Raw genomic sequence first — 17458 nt, 5'->3', positions numbered from 1 at the left:
CTCAATGACATTGAAGCCGCCTTTAGAATATTAAAAAGTGACTTAGGGATGCGTCCGGTTTATCATCAAACCACAGCTCGTATCAGTGGTCATATTTTTATTAGTATACTTGCCTATCATATTTTGCATTGTATTCGCTTTCAGCTTAAGAAAGTTGATATTCACGATAGTTGGGAGACTATTTTGTTAAAGTTAAGCACGCATTATCGCGTCACGACAACGATGCAAACCAAAGAAGGAAAAACCTTACATATTCGTAAGTCAGCTAAGCCCAATCACGAGCAGGCTAAGATTTATAAAGCTTGTAATGCCCCAGCTATTCCATTAAAGCAGATCATCAAAACGCTATAACGCATCGATCACAGCTTCACAAAAAATCAAAAAACACAAAAAATCTGTAGTGCCTTAACGCACCTTTATGTATGGCGAAAAGCCTTATATCGTATACGTTTCAGAATTTTTGCTTACCAAGTTGGGATTAAAGCAGGTCATGGTGACAATGAGATCTATGCAGGTAACGGTAATAATATGATTATCACAGGTAGCGGCAATGATCTTATCGAGGTTCAATCCGGTCAAAATACTATTCGCTCTGGTGCTGGCGATGATGTTATTACTGTTGAGAGTAGCGCCAGCCATGAGGTTCCTAACATACTTTATCCCGGTCAAGTCATAGATGAACATTTGTTGACTCTAAATGATTTACAAGTATCAATGAGTAATCAGATATATGCCGGTGCTGGAGATGATACTGTTTATAGTGGCGATGGGAGTGATTTGATCTATGCAGGTAAAGGTGATGATGTCATTTATGCAGGAGGCGGTGATGATCAGCTTTATGCACAATGGGGTGACAATGTCTTGTATGGTGAGGCTGGAGACGATACCCTATATGCGGGTAATGATGGTGCGGATCAGCTTTTTGGTGGTAGCGGTGATGATATCCTTCGTGCTAAAAAAGGTGATGATTATTTAAACGGAGAGCAAGGAGATGATAGGCTTATCGCGCATGGTGATAACAATACATTAGTCGGAGGCGATGGCAGCGATTATTATCAAGTCAACTTCAAAAAAGCCAACAATACAGTTATTAATAATTATGATAGTGATGATAGTTCTGATTTTATCAAGCTCAATGGTGTTAAAACAACAGACCTAAGATTTTATCGAGAAGTAAGTAATTTAATGATTAAAAATTTGGCAGACAAAAATAAGCCTAAAGAGATCATTGTAACTGACTGGTTTGAATCTGAAGAGCATCAAATTGATGAGATTGAGGTTGGTAAATTTGTACTAAGCAACAAACAAATTGATGTGATCATTCAAACATTGGCAAGCTTTAATGTTGAAACCGGTGTTGGTGAAGATCTATTGAACAAAGACCAACAAGATGAGATCAAAAGTACACTGGCAAAAGCTTGGATGCCAAAATCAGCTTAGTTATTGGCAATAATCTGTAATAACCACTTTTTATTTCTATTTAATAACTCATACTCACTCAGTGGTTGTTGATAAGCTACACCCATATATTGCAAAGAATGCTTAGCAATACTGGCAAAAACAGGTGCTGCTGATACGCCACCGAACTGATAAAAGTGACTACCTTTGGGGTTGTTGATCCAAACAACAATTGAAAGCCTTGGGTTTTTAACAGGTGCGACACCTGCAAAAATGGCGTTATACTCATTAATGAATTTGCCATTGGCAACGCGATGTGAGGTTCCTGTTTTACCCGCAACATCAAACCCCGGGATATTAGCAAGCACACCCGTGCCATGAATACTGACGACTGTTTGTAGCATAGCCAATACCTCTTTGGCAATGTCTTTAGGCAATACTTGACGGCAGTTGATTTTATCTGGATGCTTTGGTTTAACCAAATGCATTGGACAGAGTTTACCATCATTGCCAAAAATCGTATAAGCATGTGCTAATTGTAAGGCTGAGCTCGTTAACGCATAACCAAATGAAAGGGTGGCAAACTCAAACTTGCTTAAGGAGCTTAAAGGTGGCAAATAGCCATTGGTTGCACGCGGGAAATCAACGGTTGAAGGTTGTCCAAAGCCTAAGCTTGACAAGAAATTATAAACCTTTTCTTTATCGAGTGTTAAGGTGACTTTGCTGACACCAACATTACTCGATTTCTCAAGAATTTGTGTCAAGGTGATATCACCAAAGTTGGCATCATCACGGATGCGATGCCCGTGCAAGAAATAATAACCGGGATTGGTATCAATCATACTATCTGGCGTGTACTTTCCCGAAAGAAGTGCTTGAGAGATGAAAAATGGCTTAATGGTGGAACCCGGTTCAAAGGTCTCGATAACAGGTTGTAAGGCAACGGGCTTACCAGTATGCTCATTGAAGTTATTAGGATTAAAACTTGGATAACTGGCAAGTGCTAGAATCTCACCATTTTGCGGGTCAACAACAACAGCAGCGCCTGAGTCGGCATTGGTGTCAATGACTCCTTTTTTAAGCGCTTGATAGGCAAAGCTTTGAATATTACTATCAATGGTTAAATCAATACTTTTACCTAAATGATAATGTTGCGGCTGATCATTAAAACTTATCGCATGTCCTTTACCATCCAACGTGCTAGATAGTGCGCCTTTCTCTGCATGCAGCTTATTTTGGTAGGTCATCATCAAGCCGTCTTGTCCTTTATTGGCAATGTTGGTAAAACCAATAAGAGGAGCTATTTCATTGGCTTTAGGATAGTAGGTTCTATTTTGATCCTCAATCTCAATTCCTGGGATATGTAATGCTTTTAAATCATCGATTTTTGAGGGTTCAACAAATTGTGCAGCGATATAGTATTGTTTATTGGGATACTTACTGATGAGTGCTTGAATGTCACTTAATGAAAGACCGTCAATATTTGCTTCATCGATCTTTTGATATTTTTCAGGATAATCTTTTAAAACCTTGATATCCAAAATAACTTTATACAGATTGGTGCTTACTGCCAATGGAATGCCGTTGCGATCATAGATAATGCCGCGTGTTGCATCTAAATCAATGGTGCGATGACTCTCACTTTGCCCGTGATTAGATAGAAAATTATGATCTTTGGTTTCTAAATAAAACAAGCGATAAACCAGCACAAGGAAGACGGAAATAATCAGGAAGAATGTAAAGAAAAAGCGCCACTTATGTTTTGGTGTACGCTTTGGTTTGGCATTATACGTGTTAGTTTCTTTTGATTGCTTATCTTTCTTATTGGTATATTGTCTCATGCATAAAAATATCGTGGTCACTGTCACAGTTCGTGAGTGTACCGGAAAATGCAGTGTTAAGACAACAGCTAGCATCAGAATTGCCAATAATTGTCCGTGGTAATTGCGTTTTGTGGCTAATATTGGTATACATAGAGGCAGTTTGAGGGTTATCGAAAATGACAGAAAATAAAAAAGAAAAAGAAGGTAAATAGATCGCTATGCATAGCATTGAAGAAACGTTAAGTGTGATTAAGCGTGGTGCCGAAGAGGTGCTTTTAGAAGAAGATTTGATTGCAAAGTTAAAAAGGAAAAAGCCACTTATTGTCAAGTTTGGCTGTGATCCGACGGCACCTGATATCCATTTAGGGCATACTGTGGTGATCAATAAGTTGCGCCAGTTACAAGATTTAGGGCATGAAATTCATTTTTTAATTGGTAACTTTACCGCACAAATTGGTGACCCAACGGGGAAAAATGCCACGCGCCCACCGTTGTCAGAAGCAGAAGTGGAAGAGAATGCTAAGACCTATCAAAAACAAATTTTCAAAATTTTAGATCAAGAAAAAACGGTCGTTAAGCGCAATGGTGATTGGTTTGATCAGATGAGCGCAAGTGATATGATTAAGCTTGCATCAAAACAAACCGTTGCCAGAATGCTTGAACGTGATGATTTCTCTAAGCGCTACAAATCTGGACAAGGCATTGCGATTCATGAGTTCTTATATCCATTAGTACAAGGCTATGACTCGGTGGCTATGGTTGCAGATATTGAGTTAGGAGGGACAGATCAGAAGTTTAACTTATTAATGGGACGTGAGTTACAAAAGCAAGCAGGGCAAGCGCCACAAGTGATTATTACTATGCCATTATTAGAAGGTCTTGATGGTGTCAAAAAAATGTCTAAATCAGCCAATAACTATATTGGTATTGAAGAGCCTGCAGATGAGATGTTTGGTAAAATCATGTCGATTTCGGATGAGCTGATGTGGCGTTATTATGAGTTATTAAGCTTTAAACCAATGACTGAAATTGAAAGCTTAAAAGAAGCGGTTAATAATGGTCAAAATCCGCGTGATGTGAAGATTGATTTAGCTAAAGAGATTATTGCGCGCTTTCATGATGAGGCGGCAGCACAAAAAGCACATCAAAACTTCATCGATCGCTTCCAAAAGAATCAGATCCCTGAGGATATGCCAGAAGAAACGATTACATTAGCAGAAGATAACATGCCGATTGCGAATGTTTTAAAGCTAGCGGGTTTGGTCTCAAGTACTTCTGAAGCGATTCGTATGATTAAGCAAGGCGCGGTCAAAATAAATGGCGATAAGGTTGAAGATACACAGCTTACATTAAAGCAGAAAACCTCAGACGTTTATCAAGTTGGCAAAAGAAAGTTTGCTAAGATTACACTGGTATAGTAATGATGAAAATAAGTTGCATCAGCCATTACCTCTCTCTTTGAGGGATCGCTCGCGCAGCTTGCGCTGCGCGGGTGAGGGGATAATTAAAACGCAACTTATTTCTTAATCATTACATAGAGAATGGCAAAAGAAAAAAGCAATAAAAAGTAAGAAAAAGCAAAAGGAAATAAAATGGAAAAATTTATTCAGGAAGTCTTGGTTATTTTTGTGATATTAACGGCATTAGTGGTGCTTTATCATGTGTTTATCTTTTTATTTTGGATCTTGTTAGTTGCCATTGGTGTTGCAATTGTCTATCGCGTAATTAAATTTATTGTATCTTTGTTCTCATCAAAGAAAAGCAATACCGTTGAACATGAAGACTTATAATTAATTGGTGCCGTGTGAAGCAACTAAAGGCGTTAATCTTAAGTGTGATGTTGGTGGTACTGACTGCCTGTGGTAGTCATGATAAAGGATCCTTAAGTAAGTCTGATCTTGAGACAGGTGAATATGCAGATGAACTCAAATCACATTTAGATGTGCGTCAAGCGCAATTAAATGAGCTTTTTGCCAATAGTCGTATCACCCAAATGCTCGTGCACGCCAATAAGCGTTTAGCTGAGGAAACACCATTACCGGAAGCGCGTTATCAGGCAATTGACCAGAATATGCAAAAAATGCGCGATACTTATAATGTTCAGCTTTTGCTTTATAATGCCTGTGCGGTTAAATTAAAGCAGTTTCAGGCAGAGCATCCTGCATTTGTTGAGATTTTGGTCACTGATTTATCTGGCATGAATATTTGCCAAACCAATATGACGACGGATTTTTATCAAGCAGATGAGAAATGGTGGAAAACTGCTTATAATAACGGGTTGGGTAAGCTTTATTATGGTGAGATTGAGTATGATGATAGTGCATCAGAAGTTGTTGCACCAATCTATATGCCAATTTACGCGCATAAAAAATTAATTGGCATTGCCAAAGCATTAATAGCAATTGAGGATATTAAACTCAGTGAATTTAACTGATTTTTTGTAATAGACAATAGTAAAACCCATCTCCACTATTTTGGGTGGGTAAAATCTGGTAACCATGGACTTGTTTGAGTTTGTTATCCATCATTGGAATATCAACGACAGTAAACTCATAATGTGTTTGCAGGAAGTTTGCCATTTGTTTGTCATTTTCTTCAGGCAAAATAGAGCAAGTAGCATAAAGAAATAAGCCATTAGGTTTGAGATAACTCACAAGATTATCTAAAATGCGCTGTTGAATTTGGACAATCTCTTTGACTTCCTCGGGCGTGCGTAGCACTTTGATATCTGGGTTGCGCCGAATCACACCAGTGGCGCTACATGGCGCGTCAATTAATATCTTATCAAATAAAATATTTTTACTCAGTGGTTCTGAGGCATCTTGAATGGCATAATCAATGTTAAGTTTATCTAACTGCAAACGCGCAAGATTCTCTTTAATCCGTTCAAAACGTTTAGCATTATTATCCATAATGGTTAATTCAATGTCAGGGCAGAGTTCCAACAGATGCGCGCTTTTACCACCAGGTGCGGCACAGGCATCAAGAATTTTCTCTTGTGTTTGTGGTGCTAAGATATGTGCGGCCAATTGAGCTGAGTGATCCTGTACACTAAAGAAACCTTGAGAAAATAAAGGTAAATCATTGATATTTTGTGCTTCATTGAGTTGAAGACAGTTGTCAATGGTTGTTGTTTTGTAACCAATGTTATTATCTTGAAGTGCCTTTAGAACTTGCTCAGGGCTTTGCTGTTGATTAAGACGCAGAAAAACCGGCGGCTGAATATTACTATTGGTAATGATATTGTCAAGTTCATTGGCGTAGTGTTTTTTAAGCTTGCCATACAACCAATCAGGGAATTCTTTGAAATGATGATTACTTGGCAAGGATGCTTTATCGATCTGGCGTAATAATGCATTAATAAATGATTTGGCATTACTAACATTAAGCTCATCACACGCACTGACGGTTTCATTAATAGATGCATGTAGTGGTTTATGCATAAAGATAATCTGATATAAACCAATCATTGCTAATAGTCGCACTTTTGGTTTGGTTTTGCCTTGAGCTTGCAGGTTAAAAATATACTCAAGATAAAAAAATTGGCGAAACACACCATAGCATAACAAATAGACTAAACGACGATTTTGCTCCGTCAGTGAGTAGTGTTGAAGTGTGATATCTAAAGACGCTAAACTGTCTTTATGCTGAGTGATTTGATGAATAATAGAACATGCGATAGCACGTGGATTGGTTAATGTTTTCATTGTGTAGATTTAGGTTAAGCTTTTTCAGCAGGTACCAAATGGGGGGTCAAAAACTTGGTTAGTTTGGCGACGATGCGCGGATTACCTCCAATTAGTCGTCCGTCATCTAAATAGCTAACACCACCATCTAATCCACATAACATACCACCGGCTTCTTTAATCATAAGGGCGGCTCCGGCGGTATCCCAGATTTTAGCATCTCTTGATGTCCAAACAGCATCTAAGTAACCTGCAGCAACATAACACATATCAAGTGCTAATGAGCCAGAATAGCGAAGACCTGAGATCTCTTTATGTAGATCAAGTACGGCTTCAGGATAAGTATGTGCGAAGACTTTTTTGCTGAATTTCAAAGCGCCTGAAAACAAGCAACCTGAGAAGTCTTTGCGATGAGCAACACGGATGCGCTGACCATTAAGCTGGGCACCTGAACCTTTAGTTGCCGTAAATAATTGATCTAAATAAGGGTTATAAATGACCGCAAGCTCTGTTTTACCACGAAATTGCATTGCAATCGAGACACAATGATGCGGGATGCCATGAATAAAGTTATTTGTCCCATCAATCGGATCAATAATCCATGTGTGATCACTATCTTCATTGCCAAACTCGCCTGATTCTTCAGTAATATAATACTGATCTGGAAACGCGCGCTGTAAGATATCAATAATTGATTTTTCAACATCAATATCGACATTGGTGACATAGTTATTAGGAGATTTTGTTTCAACCTTAACGTTTTGCATGTTTTCACTTGCGTTTAAGATCATACGACCTGCTTTGCGTGCAGCTTTAACTGCAACATTCATCATTGGATGCATGAAAAATACCTTTAGCTTTTACCCGAATAAAAAATTAGTTGTGTATAATACCTGATTTAGTATTAAGGTGATAGTTTCTATTTTAAAGATGTTAAATAAAATTCGAATCATTCTCGTTGAGACCTCGCATCCGGGTAATATTGGCTCGAGTGCTCGCGCCATGCTCAATATGCAACTAACAGAGCTTTATCTGGTGAATCCCAAACAGCTGCCAGATGAGCAGACAATGGCGACAGCCGCTCATGCCACTGATGTTGTTAATAATGCCAAGATTGTATCAACGCTGATTGAAGCACTTGAAGGTGTCAATCTGGTAATTGGCACCAGTGCCAGAACACGGCGTATGGATTTGCCGATGCTTAGTGTTGAAGATGCCGCACAACAGGCAATGGCGCATGTGAGCAAAGGTCTCAATGTAGCGATTATTTTTGGGCGTGAGCGTACGGGACTTTTTAATGAAGAGCTTTTGATGTGTCATTATCATGCATTTATTCCAAGCAATGAAGGGTATACCTCATTAAACTTGGCACAAGCCGTGCAAATTGTTGCTTATGAGGTATTTAAACAATATTTATCGCATAATGAGGTGGAAGTCTTACCAACACAAAACCATGTCCGCGAAAAAGCTTCCGCTAAAGAAGTCCAAAGCTTTTATGATGAACTAGCACATAAAATGCAAGTTGTTGGCTTTTTAAATCCTGATAAGCCAGGACATGTTGTTGATAAATTAAAGCGGCTATTTCAACGAGCACAACTTGAGTCACAAGAGATTAATATTTTGCGTGGTTTTTTGAGTGAAATTAAAAATGAAGATAAAGGCTAGTTAAATGATAATTGTTGGTGTCGATGAAGCAGGGCGTGGACCATTAGTCGGTTCAGTCGTTGCTGCAGCTGTGATTTTAGATCCAGATAAACCGATTACGGGATTAATGGATTCAAAAAAGCTCACTGAGAAAAAACGTGAGGTACTTTTCACTGAAATTACGGATAAAGCAAAGGCTTATGCAATTGCTGAGTGTAGTGCACAAGAGATCGATCAGTATAATATTTTGCAAGCAAGCTTGTTAGCTATGCATCGCGCGGTCGCTATGCTTGATATTGACTTTGATAAAGTGCTTGTAGATGGTAACCGCCTGCCGATTTGGGATTTTAATTCAGAAGCAATTGTAAAAGGAGACAGTAAAGTACAAGAGATAAGTGCGGCATCGATTCTCGCTAAAGTCTATCGAGACCGTCAGATGGTTGAATTAGATTATGAATATCCAGAATATCAATTTGCCAAACACAAAGGCTATCCGACTAAAGTGCATCTGGAATTACTTGAAAAGTATGGTGTTTTGGATATGTATCGCAAGAGTTTTGCGCCGGTGGCAAGATGTATTGATAGAGAAAGTGTTGATGAAATTGTAAATGAGAAACAAGTTCAATTATCCTAACCTGCTCAGCCTTTCCTACAAGATGCTAGATGAGCGATAAGCTGACTAATTACTGGGTTGTATTAATACTGATCGCGCACACGTGCTTGCAAATCACAAAATGACACATATGCTGTTAATGCTCTTTTCCAAGCTGGGGTCTTTGCAGTTTTAGTGTTTTTATATAAATTGTGCATGATGTTCTCCTTGTTGAGAGTTTATTGTGGGGGACAAATGCAGTATAGAAAAAGATTTATAAATAGACAGTTTCAGCGGGGTAACGCTGTGTAACAAAATTGATACGTGATTAACTTTAAAGCATATGTAACAAACAAAACAGGGCAGAAAATTACAGCAAGTGTTAATGCACACTGTTAATGTAATTTAGGTTTTTTATTAAATTGCCAAAAATAACATCTTAATTGAAACAACCAAAAGCAAAACAAGAAAAATTACTTTAAGCACTTTAGGTGGCGTTTTACTTGAGAGCTTAGCGCCTACTTTTGAGAAAATCATGCTACTAGGTACAACGCAAAGGATTGCCGGTAGGTATAAATAACCTAGACTCCAACTAAGTTCAATATGATCCATTAAGCCCGTTACGATAAAGGTAATGCTACCTGTTATTGCAATGATGAGTGTAAAAAGACTCGATGTGCCAATAGCAATACGAATTGAGTAACCTAATGAATTGATATAAGGAATGGTGATAATGCCACCACCAATACCAAAGAATCCTGATTTAATGCCAACGACACTGCCCCAAAAGGCACTTTTGCGTTTACCACTGCGTTTTGGCTTTTCAATAGCATGGCTTGATTGAAAAAGCATGCGTAAAAACATAGATAGCATCAATAAGGCAAATAACAGACCCAAAAGGCGTGAATTAAGAAAATGGGCAATAACCGCACCGATAATATTCATGCTGATAATCCAAGGTAGCATTTTGATGGTAATATCAAAACTTACTTCGCGGGCGCGGAGTTTGTGCGGTACTGAAGAAAGAGCTGTAAAAATCATAATTCCGAGTGAGGTACCCGCAGCAAACTGCATATAGGCACTTGTGGTTTCAGGCAGTTGATGAAATACAAAGGCCAGTACAGGGACAATAATAATTCCACCACCAATGCCTAAAAGACCAGCGAGCATGCCAGTTATAGAGCCGGAAAATATCAATAATAAAATGAGATATGTCATGTTGGATTTACGTTGATTTGTCGGTTAAATGGGTTGAATAATTATAACAAATGAAAGAGAATAACCCAGTTCATTTAACCAGAAAAATAAATAATTAAGGGTAAGTATGCTTTCTAATATTAAAGTCGGCAAAGATGCGCCAAATGATGTCAATGTCGTGATCGAAATTCCAGCGCACAATGAGCCGGTGAAATATGAATTCGACAAAGATGCGAATATGCTAATTGTTGATCGATTTATGTCAACAACGATGCAGTATCCATGCAACTATGGCTTTATTCCAAACACATTATCAGAAGATGGTGATCCGGCAGACGTATTAGTTGTAGCGCCTGTGGCATTGCGCCCAGGGGTTATTATTAATTGTCGCCCAGTTGGTGTACTTAAGATGACGGATGAATCGGGTGTTGATGCCAAGATCATTGCCGTGCCTACAAGCAAATTAACCAAGATCTACGATGATGTAAAAGAAATTGACGATCTACCAAAGCTATTGTTAGATCAAATCAAGCACTTCTTCGAGCACTATAAAGATCTTGAACCAAACAAGTGGGTCAAAGTCGATGGCTTTGCAGGGGCTGAAGCAGCCAAAGCGGATATTCAAGCAAGTATCGAGCGTTATAAGGCGTAATCATATCTTCATCGTTATCTTTTTATTTTCTCAGTGATTTAAACCATTTATAACGAAATGTGTTAAGACTTGCATCGATCAAAAAGAAAATCACAGCAAGCTCGGGGGATAACATATCTCCAGTAACTGCGTACAAAAATACGGCAAAAATCAAAATAAATATAACGGAACGTACTGCCGCTTTAGCACCATTTAGTTTGAACAATTCTTTATGTGTCATATTGCTTTGACGTTCAATTTCTTTTTCTTTATCCGTCATATCTTTTGATTAGAAGTTTTCTTAAAAAAGTTGCGTGTATCTTAACATAAGCTACTGATACTTGTCGAAACACTTTGCTATTTGCGAGCTATTTAGCGATGCCCTATACTATGAAACATCATATTGAATTGTGTTAAAAATAAATGGCTATATATGGACAATTATTATCAATATTTAAAATAGTATTCGTAACGGTAATTTCTAGCTTATTCTTTTGCTATTGGTTAGTTCAGTTAAGCCTATTCAATGTATTACAACCTTATTATATTGATAAATTTGAGATAACTAATTATGGTGTGTTTTTGTCAAGTTATCTTCTGGCAAATCTCGTGATGTGTTTACCTGCAGGCTTTATTGTTGAGCGCTTTCCAATTAAAATAATTACTTTACTGGGTCTGGCTATGTTTATTGTGGCCAATCTAATACTATACCTTACTAATATGTTATTGCTTGCTTATTTTGCTTTGGTAATTATGGGTACTGCGAGTGCTTTTACATTGACAAGCAGTGCAAAATTATTGAGCATGTTGTTAACATCAAAGCAAGCCCAAGTTGCCATTGCAAGCGTTATTAGTATCGCATTTATAAGTGCTATTGTCTCAGGAGTCAGTGGTGGCTTTTTGTATGCTTACTTAGGTTCTGGAAATCTTATTATTATACTTAACCTAACTTTGGGGGCTGTGCTTTTTCTGGTTGTGTCCGTATTTTATCCGAGCTTGAGTCTTCAGCGCTCCAATCAAGTATCTTTAGGCATAATGTTCAAAAAAGTCCTCAGTAACAAAATAAATTGGTATGTTTGGGTGTATATGTCAATCATTAATTTCCCTTTCACGATTATTGCTTTTAGCTTTGGGCAGAGCTTACTTCGCAATTTTTATAACTATAATCCATATATGCTCACAATTGCTAATAATTTTATCATAGCGGGTTTTATTATAGGAGGTCCTGTATTTAACTTTTTATTAAGTAAATATAGCTATGGTTTCATACTATATCCCATATCAGCAATTGGTTGTATTGTAGCATGCATTGCTTTGCTAAATGAGTTGCCTTACATAATATTGATGATTGATATGTTTTTAATTGGTGTTTTTGCAAGTGCACAGATGCTTGGTTATGCAACGTTATTAAAGCAAAATAGTGATAAAAGTGTATCTGCCGCTGTTGCCATGGCCTCTTTAATTATCACCCTTGGTAGTGTTGTCAATGAAGTGTCCTTTGGCACATTATCAGTGCACTATGGTTATTACATGGCTTTTATTGCTTTAATTTTAATGTTAAGTATAACAATTGTAGTAGGCGTTTTGATTAGCCTTAGCCAAAAAACAAATGCTTTATAAGTGATGTGATTTTAATTCTGACTTAAAAATGTTCTTTTATTTGTTTATACTTAATTATAAATGCTTGACGCTTTATTTTGCTAGCAAGGAAAAGGTATGACACAGATAAGAGATTTATATAATCATAGATTAACATCGGCATCAAAAAGAATACTGGTTAAGCACGCTTCTTTTTTTAAAGAAATCAAACGCAAATTGCAGGCAGATTATGTAACGATAATGATTCTATCACCAGATGGCAAAGTCTATGATATTCCCTTCTTTCAAGCGGACTCATTACAGCATTGGATTGATAGCGATGATAACATACAAGAACCTGTTTATAGTTATCATAATCATCTTGTGATTCCATTCGCCGCTGCATCACTACATGACGTAGTGTCCTACTTTAATCAGTTATCTTCTAATGATTATGAGGATAATTTTAATAATAATACTTTTACCTATCATTCAACACATAAGATATTAGCAAATGGCTACATCTTAAATACGACCTTTGCACTACCCAGAACGATACCAATGAGCTCATATCATGTTTACTTAACTTATCGTGTCTTACTTGAAGAAGTGTTTGAATATATCCAAATCCACATTCTAAAAGAGCTTGAGAAGCTAGAAGAGTTTGATATTTCAGAGACTATAACACCTTTGGAGGTAAATTATTCAGAGCTTATGCCACAACCATTGTATGCTTTATCTAAAGCTGAGAATCGTTGTTTTATGGCGATATATTCAGGTGTCTATGAAAACCAATCGATTGCTTGTTTGTTGTCTCGATCCATTAGAACGATTGAAGGCCTTGTTGCCTCGATGGCAAACAAGCTAAATTGTAAGAGTCGCTATGAGATGATTGCAAAAATATTGCAATCAGAAGCACATTTTCGTTACCTAGTTGCAAATGGAGTACATATTTGATTGGAGAGACTTAATTAAATTACAAGCGTTATAAGTTCTATTTAAATACTAAATCATTTGAGTAATGTGTTTCTGTCGCTCTTTCAGATGTTTCATAACCAATGCGAATAGGCAGTTTATAAGTGCTTTTTTCACTAGCAGAGCTGTCTTGTGTCACTGCAATTTCAACTTTACAGCTTGCCGCAGGCTTAAGTATTTGACCAGCATGACAACGCTTATCATTGATGTCAGTGTGAGGCAAAAACTTAATATTTTACGGTAGTTCACCTTTTTCAATGAAGCGAATAACCATATCCTGTTCGCTCATGTTGGCAAATGTTGCAATATGAGAATCTACTAAAGCAGATTTGACAATAATAGTGGATTTATTTGCTTGCTCGTTAGAATGATAAGTTTTAGATGATTTCTCACCTAATTCATAATTAATATTTATAGGTAATTCATATGTAGCATCATCACCAGTGAATGCCTCCTCTGAAATAAAAAAGTCTACTTTACAACTTGCTCCTGCTTGAAGCTGCTGCCCTTCATGACAGCGCTTATCATTAATTTCAGTATGCGCTAAGAACGTAATGCCTTTTGGCATTTCAACTTTATCAATTGTGCGAATAGTAATTGTTTGATTACCCATGTTAGCAAAGGTAGCAGTATATGAGCCAGATTTTGTTGCAGTAATCTATGATAGATTTGCCGGTTGAGTATTAACAAAGACTTTGCCTTTTAGATTAATTAATTTGGCATTCGCCGCAGAAATTTGAATCATCGGTTTGTCATCTATTTCGTTACTTTCTAGATTTACTGCATATTCTTTTAATATACTTTCAGAATCAGTATTTGGCGCCATAAGCGATAATTTAATATCTTCACCTGCGCGGATAACGTGCGTAAACTTAATAAAGCCTTTTTCTAAGTTAGCATTAAGATCATGATTGGCATAAGTTACAAGCCCCGTGTTAAGAGCTTTTCTTAACTCTAATGGCATATTACTAAAATCAAGGGTTAACCCATGCAGATCATCACCCGTGGTGTTAGTAATTGTAATATTAGTTTCTTGTTGTGGTGTTATAGTGATTGAGTTTTTAATATCAATAATATTAGGCAGTTGATCTGGTTGTACAAACTCAGTGGTCACTGGTGTGCTTACTTGTACAGTTCTACCATTGATATCTTGAAGGATGACGGTAATGTCACCTTTGATATCTTGTGCTGTTTTAGATAGCAACTTGTAGTTTAACCAACAAGTAGCACCATCTTTTAAGCTTGTATAGCCACTTTTAGATTCACAGTAGAGAACACTCGAATCAGTTTGATAATTATCAATGGTTGCAGTCTCTTTGATATTACCGTTGAGAATAATATTCTTAATTTTCAAGAAGTTCATTTGAGAAGCGCCTACTGCTGAAATACTTTGATGATCAGCAATCGCTGTAATATCAAGCTGTAAACTAGCATCTCTATTAATAGCAATTTTTTCAGGCAAGGTCACATAGCTATCTGAATAGGCTCCAATCACAGAAGTATGAGGATCATTTTGATTACTACCTTCATTTCCACCACCTGATTGACATCCAGCAAGTAGGGCTGTAGCTAGAACAGTTGCTATAGTGAGTTGTGATAGTTTAAATTGTAACATTATTGACCTCTGTTTAGTTGTTATTGTGCTTTCTAGATCAAATATTATTCAATTTAAGATTTTTAAAATAGCGTGAAACTACGTGTTTTGATTTTTAGTGAGATTTTTCTCTTGCACCAAAACCCAAGGTTTAACCACTGAAGTCCATAACGTTGTATTGTTTTCAAACCAACGTTTTGCATCGTCATCATTGACATACTCAATATGATTTTTGGTCATGTAATCCGTAATTTGTGCTTGATCGTTTTGTGCCAAGGCATAAGCAACATCGATTAAATCAAGAGTGTCACTGACTTTGATGACTTTGCCTTGTGCAAAAAAACGCTGAAGCTCTAGCCAGGAAATTCGTGCTGTCTCACTAAGGATTTTAGCCTTGAGTAATTCGTTAGACTCATTAGGATTGCTCATACTGCGCCTCAAGCTCGGAGAGGTTTTCCCATAGCTGATATTTATCATTTAACAATGCTTGTTTTTGCTCAAGTGCTTGTAAGGTTTCTTGAACGATATCTTTGCCTTGTTGGTAAAACTCAGGTGTTGCAATGTTTTGTTGTAATTCTTCAATCTCAGTTTCTAATTGTTCAATTTCATCCGGTAAGGCCGTAAGCTGCTTTTTTTGCGCGAAGCTTAATTTCTGTTTTTTAGTGCTATTATTATTTGCTTTGCTAGAAGATGGTTTTTGTAGTGATTGCGGTGCTTGATCTGCAGGTTTGGCGGTCGAGCTTTTTTGGCGCAGCCAGTCTTCATAACCGCCGACATACTCTTGCAATTGACCATCGCCTTCAAAGACAATTGTGCTTGTAGCAACATTATCGATAAAACTTCTATCATGACTGACAATAAGTACTGTTCCTTGATAGTTGAGAATAAGCTCTTTAAGCACTTCAAGTGTTTCAACGTCAAGGTCATTGGTTGGTTCATCAAGGATCAATACATTACTTGGCTTAGCAAAAAGCTTGGCTAATAATAAGCGATTGCGCTCGCCACCTGAGAGTGAGGATGCTGGACTTTGCATGCGTTTTGGATCAAATAGAAAGTTCTGAAGATAACCAATGATATGTACTTTCTGTCCATTAATATCCAAGTAATCAGAACCTTCGGTGACATTATCAACAAGCGAAAGCTTAGGATCAATTTGATCACGCAGCTGATCAAAGTAGGCGACTTGTAAATTCTCACCGTGAGTCACATTACCTGATTGCGGTGTTAATTTTTGTAGTAAAACTTGCAATAAAGTACTCTTACCACAGCCATTTTTGCCTAAGATCGCAATCTTGTCACCACGTTGTATCTCACATGAGAAGTTATTAAAGATCGGTTTATTATCATAATTAAAGCTAATATCTGAAGCCTTGATCACCATTTTACCGGATTTATTCGCTTGAGATGCACTTAAGCTAACATTGCCTTGTTTGTCACGTCGGGCTTTACGCTCTTGACGCAATGCTTTTAATGCGCGCACGCGTCCTTCGTTGCGCGTGCGTCGTGCCTTGATTCCTTGACGAATCCAAGTTTCTTCTTGTTTCAACTTTTTATCAAAGTTGGCATTTTGTACTTCCTCAGCATGGAGATATGCCTCTTTTTGCGTTAGGAATTTATCGTAATTGCCAGGAAAGCTTAAGACGTTGCCACGATCTAGCTCAATAATATCAGTAGCAATATTTTGCAAAAACTTGCGATCATGCGTGATAAATAAAATGCTGCCCTTAAACTGTGGTAAAAAACGTTCTAAAAACTCTATTGATTCAATATCTAGATGGTTGGTAGGTTCATCTAAAAGCAACAGATCAGGTGAAGTAACCAATGCCTTGGCAAGTAGCACACGACGCTTTAATCCACCAGATAGATCATCAAATAATGCATTGCCATCAAGCGATAGGGCAGAGAGTACTTTCTCTGCCTCCATTTGTAGATCCCATGCATGAGCATTATCGATTTGCTGTTGTAAATCATTTAAGTGATCAAGATTGTGTGTTTGTGTTAAATCAGTTGTTAATAGTTTTTGGTATTCAATAATCAGTTGACCTGAACCACCAAAACCAGAAAGTACAATATTAAATACTGAGCCCTTGGTATTTTGTGGCACTTCCTGTTCAAGCCATGCGATTTTGGCATTATCATGCACAATACGTTCACCGTGATCAGGGAGAATTTGCCCTTGAAGGACTTTAAAAAGAGAGGATTTGCCAGCGCCATTGCGACCGATTAAACAGATACGTTTATTGGTATCAATATCCAAAGAAACATTATCTAGCAGTTTATGGTGTCCAAAGGCAAGCTCAGCATTGCGAAGAGAAATAATTGGCATAGTGTTGTGGATCG

19 protein-coding genes and 1 pseudogene are annotated in these 17458 nt (G+C 37.5%); 10 read left to right on the top strand and 10 right to left on the bottom strand.

Translation table 11 applies throughout. The annotated features are described in order from the left end of the window. Together ACTS4L_RS01875 and ACTS4L_RS01870 are read left to right on the top strand one after the other, a co-directional pair. A pseudogene (locus ACTS4L_RS01875) lies at positions 1 to 351 on the top strand (IS1634 family transposase); the annotation flags it as partial. Positions 352 to 354: 3 nt separating this feature from the next. Next, entirely contained in the window at positions 355 to 1440 is a 1086-nt protein-coding gene (locus tag ACTS4L_RS01870) for a calcium-binding protein (protein WP_440651650.1), read from the top strand. On the opposite strand, the gene ACTS4L_RS01865 is transcribed toward ACTS4L_RS01870, so the two are convergent. Continuing rightward, positions 1437 to 3239, bottom strand: a complete 1803-nt coding sequence (locus tag ACTS4L_RS01865) for a peptidoglycan D,D-transpeptidase FtsI family protein (protein ID WP_440616976.1) — start codon at positions 3237 to 3239, stop codon at positions 1437 to 1439. The genes ACTS4L_RS01870 and ACTS4L_RS01865 overlap by 4 nt on opposite strands. 200 nt (positions 3240 to 3439) lie before the next feature. On the opposite strand from ACTS4L_RS01865, the gene tyrS reads away from it, so the two are divergent. The 3 genes from tyrS to ACTS4L_RS01850 all read left to right on the top strand — a co-directional run bounded on the left by tyrS (position 3440) and on the right by ACTS4L_RS01850 (position 5655). Next, entirely contained in the window at positions 3440 to 4639 is a 1200-nt protein-coding gene (gene tyrS / locus ACTS4L_RS01860) for a tyrosine--tRNA ligase (protein WP_440616977.1), read from the top strand. 174 nt (positions 4640 to 4813) lie between these two features. Further along, positions 4814 to 5011 carry a hypothetical protein gene (locus ACTS4L_RS01855; protein ID WP_151192646.1) on the top strand — a complete coding sequence of 66 codons (198 nt, stop codon included), beginning with the start codon at positions 4814 to 4816 and terminating at the stop codon, positions 5009 to 5011. Positions 5012 to 5025: 14 nt separating this feature from the next. Next, positions 5026 to 5655, top strand: a complete 630-nt coding sequence (locus ACTS4L_RS01850) for a PDC sensor domain-containing protein (protein WP_440616978.1) — start codon at positions 5026 to 5028, stop codon at positions 5653 to 5655. Here ACTS4L_RS01850 and rsmB read toward each other — a convergent pair. Continuing rightward, positions 5648 to 6928, bottom strand: coding sequence for a 16S rRNA (cytosine(967)-C(5))-methyltransferase RsmB (rsmB, locus tag ACTS4L_RS01845; protein WP_440616979.1), 1281 nt, complete (start codon positions 6926 to 6928; stop codon positions 5648 to 5650). The genes ACTS4L_RS01850 and rsmB overlap by 8 nt on opposite strands. 14 nt (positions 6929 to 6942) lie before the next feature. Further along, positions 6943 to 7749 (bottom strand): inositol monophosphatase family protein, encoded by an 807-nt coding sequence (locus ACTS4L_RS01840; RefSeq protein ID WP_440616980.1) that lies wholly within the window; start codon positions 7747 to 7749, stop codon positions 6943 to 6945. Positions 7750 to 7828: 79 nt separating this feature from the next. On the opposite strand from ACTS4L_RS01840, the gene ACTS4L_RS01835 reads away from it, so the two are divergent. Continuing rightward, positions 7829 to 8572 carry an RNA methyltransferase gene (locus ACTS4L_RS01835; protein ID WP_440616986.1) on the top strand — a complete coding sequence of 248 codons (744 nt, stop codon included), beginning with the start codon at positions 7829 to 7831 and terminating at the stop codon, positions 8570 to 8572. 4 nt (positions 8573 to 8576) lie between these two features. Beyond that, entirely contained in the window at positions 8577 to 9185 is a 609-nt protein-coding gene (gene rnhB, locus ACTS4L_RS01830; protein ID WP_440616981.1) for a ribonuclease HII, read from the top strand. Between the two features lie 375 nt (positions 9186 to 9560). Here rnhB and ACTS4L_RS01825 read toward each other — a convergent pair whose 3' ends face one another. Continuing rightward, positions 9561 to 10361 (bottom strand): sulfite exporter TauE/SafE family protein, encoded by an 801-nt coding sequence (locus ACTS4L_RS01825; RefSeq protein ID WP_440616982.1) that lies wholly within the window; start codon positions 10359 to 10361, stop codon positions 9561 to 9563. Positions 10362 to 10467: 106 nt separating this feature from the next. Between ACTS4L_RS01825 and ppa the strand changes: the two genes are divergently transcribed. Beyond that, positions 10468 to 10992, top strand: coding sequence for an inorganic diphosphatase (gene ppa / locus ACTS4L_RS01820; protein ID WP_440616983.1), 525 nt, complete (start codon positions 10468 to 10470; stop codon positions 10990 to 10992). 22 nt (positions 10993 to 11014) lie between these two features. Here the strand turns inward: ppa and ACTS4L_RS01815 are convergent, their stop codons facing one another. Then, positions 11015 to 11251, bottom strand: coding sequence for a hypothetical protein (locus ACTS4L_RS01815; protein ID WP_203250155.1), 237 nt, complete (start codon positions 11249 to 11251; stop codon positions 11015 to 11017). A gap of 143 nt (positions 11252 to 11394) precedes the next feature. On the opposite strand from ACTS4L_RS01815, the gene ACTS4L_RS01810 reads away from it, so the two are divergent. Both ACTS4L_RS01810 and ACTS4L_RS01805 read left to right on the top strand, forming a co-directional pair. Beyond that, the gene (locus tag ACTS4L_RS01810; RefSeq protein ID WP_440616984.1) at positions 11395 to 12591 is read left to right on the top strand and encodes an MFS transporter; all 1197 of its coding nucleotides are present in this window, start codon (positions 11395 to 11397) and stop codon (positions 12589 to 12591) included. 96 nt (positions 12592 to 12687) lie between these two features. Beyond that, entirely contained in the window at positions 12688 to 13506 is an 819-nt protein-coding gene (locus ACTS4L_RS01805) for a helix-turn-helix transcriptional regulator (RefSeq protein WP_440651646.1), read from the top strand. Positions 13507 to 13543: 37 nt separating this feature from the next. Here the strand turns inward: ACTS4L_RS01805 and ACTS4L_RS01800 are convergent, their stop codons facing one another. The 5 genes from ACTS4L_RS01800 to ACTS4L_RS01780 form a co-directional block, all read right to left on the bottom strand. Beyond that, the gene (locus ACTS4L_RS01800; protein WP_440617262.1) at positions 13544 to 13747 is read right to left on the bottom strand and encodes a hypothetical protein; all 204 of its coding nucleotides are present in this window, start codon (positions 13745 to 13747) and stop codon (positions 13544 to 13546) included. Positions 13748 to 13759: 12 nt separating this feature from the next. Next, positions 13760 to 14137: a hypothetical protein gene (locus tag ACTS4L_RS01795; RefSeq protein ID WP_440617263.1), complete on the bottom strand. Its 378-nt coding sequence runs from the start codon at positions 14135 to 14137 to the stop codon at positions 13760 to 13762. Between the two features lie 45 nt (positions 14138 to 14182). Then, complete coding sequence (locus tag ACTS4L_RS01790) at positions 14183 to 15139, bottom strand: hypothetical protein (protein WP_440617264.1); 957 nt, start codon at positions 15137 to 15139, stop codon at positions 14183 to 14185. A gap of 78 nt (positions 15140 to 15217) precedes the next feature. After that, positions 15218 to 15547, bottom strand: a complete 330-nt coding sequence (locus tag ACTS4L_RS01785) for a DUF2288 domain-containing protein (protein WP_440617265.1) — start codon at positions 15545 to 15547, stop codon at positions 15218 to 15220. Next, complete coding sequence (locus tag ACTS4L_RS01780) at positions 15534 to 17444, bottom strand: ATP-binding cassette domain-containing protein (RefSeq protein WP_440651648.1); 1911 nt, start codon at positions 17442 to 17444, stop codon at positions 15534 to 15536. Before ACTS4L_RS01780 ends, ACTS4L_RS01785 begins: the two co-directional genes overlap by 14 nt. Positions 17445 to 17458: the final 14 nt, after the last annotated feature.

Origin of the sequence: Cysteiniphilum sp. 19S12-1, from assembly GCF_052030685.1 — a bacterium.
Classification (GTDB): domain Bacteria; phylum Pseudomonadota; class Gammaproteobacteria; order Francisellales; family Francisellaceae; genus Caedibacter.
This window is presented reverse-complemented; position numbering and strand designations above follow the sequence as displayed.

Excerpts from the sequence above, each read along its gene's own strand:
- ACTS4L_RS01795 (WP_440617263.1), bottom strand. The coding sequence starts at position 14,137 with ATGGGTAATCAAACAATTACTATTCGCACAATTGATAAAGTTGAAATG.
- rsmB (WP_440616979.1), bottom strand. The coding sequence starts at position 6,928 with ATGAAAACATTAACCAATCCACGTGCTATCGCATGTTCTATTATTCAT.
- tyrS (WP_440616977.1), top strand. The coding sequence starts at position 3,440 with ATGCATAGCATTGAAGAAACGTTAAGTGTGATTAAGCGTGGTGCCGAA.
- ACTS4L_RS01865 (WP_440616976.1), bottom strand. The coding sequence starts at position 3,239 with ATGAGACAATATACCAATAAGAAAGATAAGCAATCAAAAGAAACTAAC.
- ACTS4L_RS01825 (WP_440616982.1), bottom strand. The coding sequence starts at position 10,361 with ATGACATATCTCATTTTATTATTGATATTTTCCGGCTCTATAACTGGC.
- ACTS4L_RS01805 (WP_440651646.1), top strand. The coding sequence starts at position 12,688 with ATGACACAGATAAGAGATTTATATAATCATAGATTAACATCGGCATCA.
- ACTS4L_RS01785 (WP_440617265.1), bottom strand. The coding sequence starts at position 15,547 with ATGAGCAATCCTAATGAGTCTAACGAATTACTCAAGGCTAAAATCCTT.
- rnhB (WP_440616981.1), top strand. The coding sequence starts at position 8,577 with ATGATAATTGTTGGTGTCGATGAAGCAGGGCGTGGACCATTAGTCGGT.
- ACTS4L_RS01810 (WP_440616984.1), top strand. The coding sequence starts at position 11,395 with ATGGCTATATATGGACAATTATTATCAATATTTAAAATAGTATTCGTA.
- ppa (WP_440616983.1), top strand. The coding sequence starts at position 10,468 with ATGCTTTCTAATATTAAAGTCGGCAAAGATGCGCCAAATGATGTCAAT.
- ACTS4L_RS01840 (WP_440616980.1), bottom strand. The coding sequence starts at position 7,749 with ATGCATCCAATGATGAATGTTGCAGTTAAAGCTGCACGCAAAGCAGGT.
- ACTS4L_RS01815 (WP_203250155.1), bottom strand. The coding sequence starts at position 11,251 with ATGACGGATAAAGAAAAAGAAATTGAACGTCAAAGCAATATGACACAT.
- ACTS4L_RS01790 (WP_440617264.1), bottom strand. The coding sequence starts at position 15,139 with ATGTTACAATTTAAACTATCACAACTCACTATAGCAACTGTTCTAGCT.
- ACTS4L_RS01855 (WP_151192646.1), top strand. The coding sequence starts at position 4,814 with ATGGAAAAATTTATTCAGGAAGTCTTGGTTATTTTTGTGATATTAACG.
- ACTS4L_RS01780 (WP_440651648.1), bottom strand. The coding sequence starts at position 17,444 with ATGCCAATTATTTCTCTTCGCAATGCTGAGCTTGCCTTTGGACACCAT.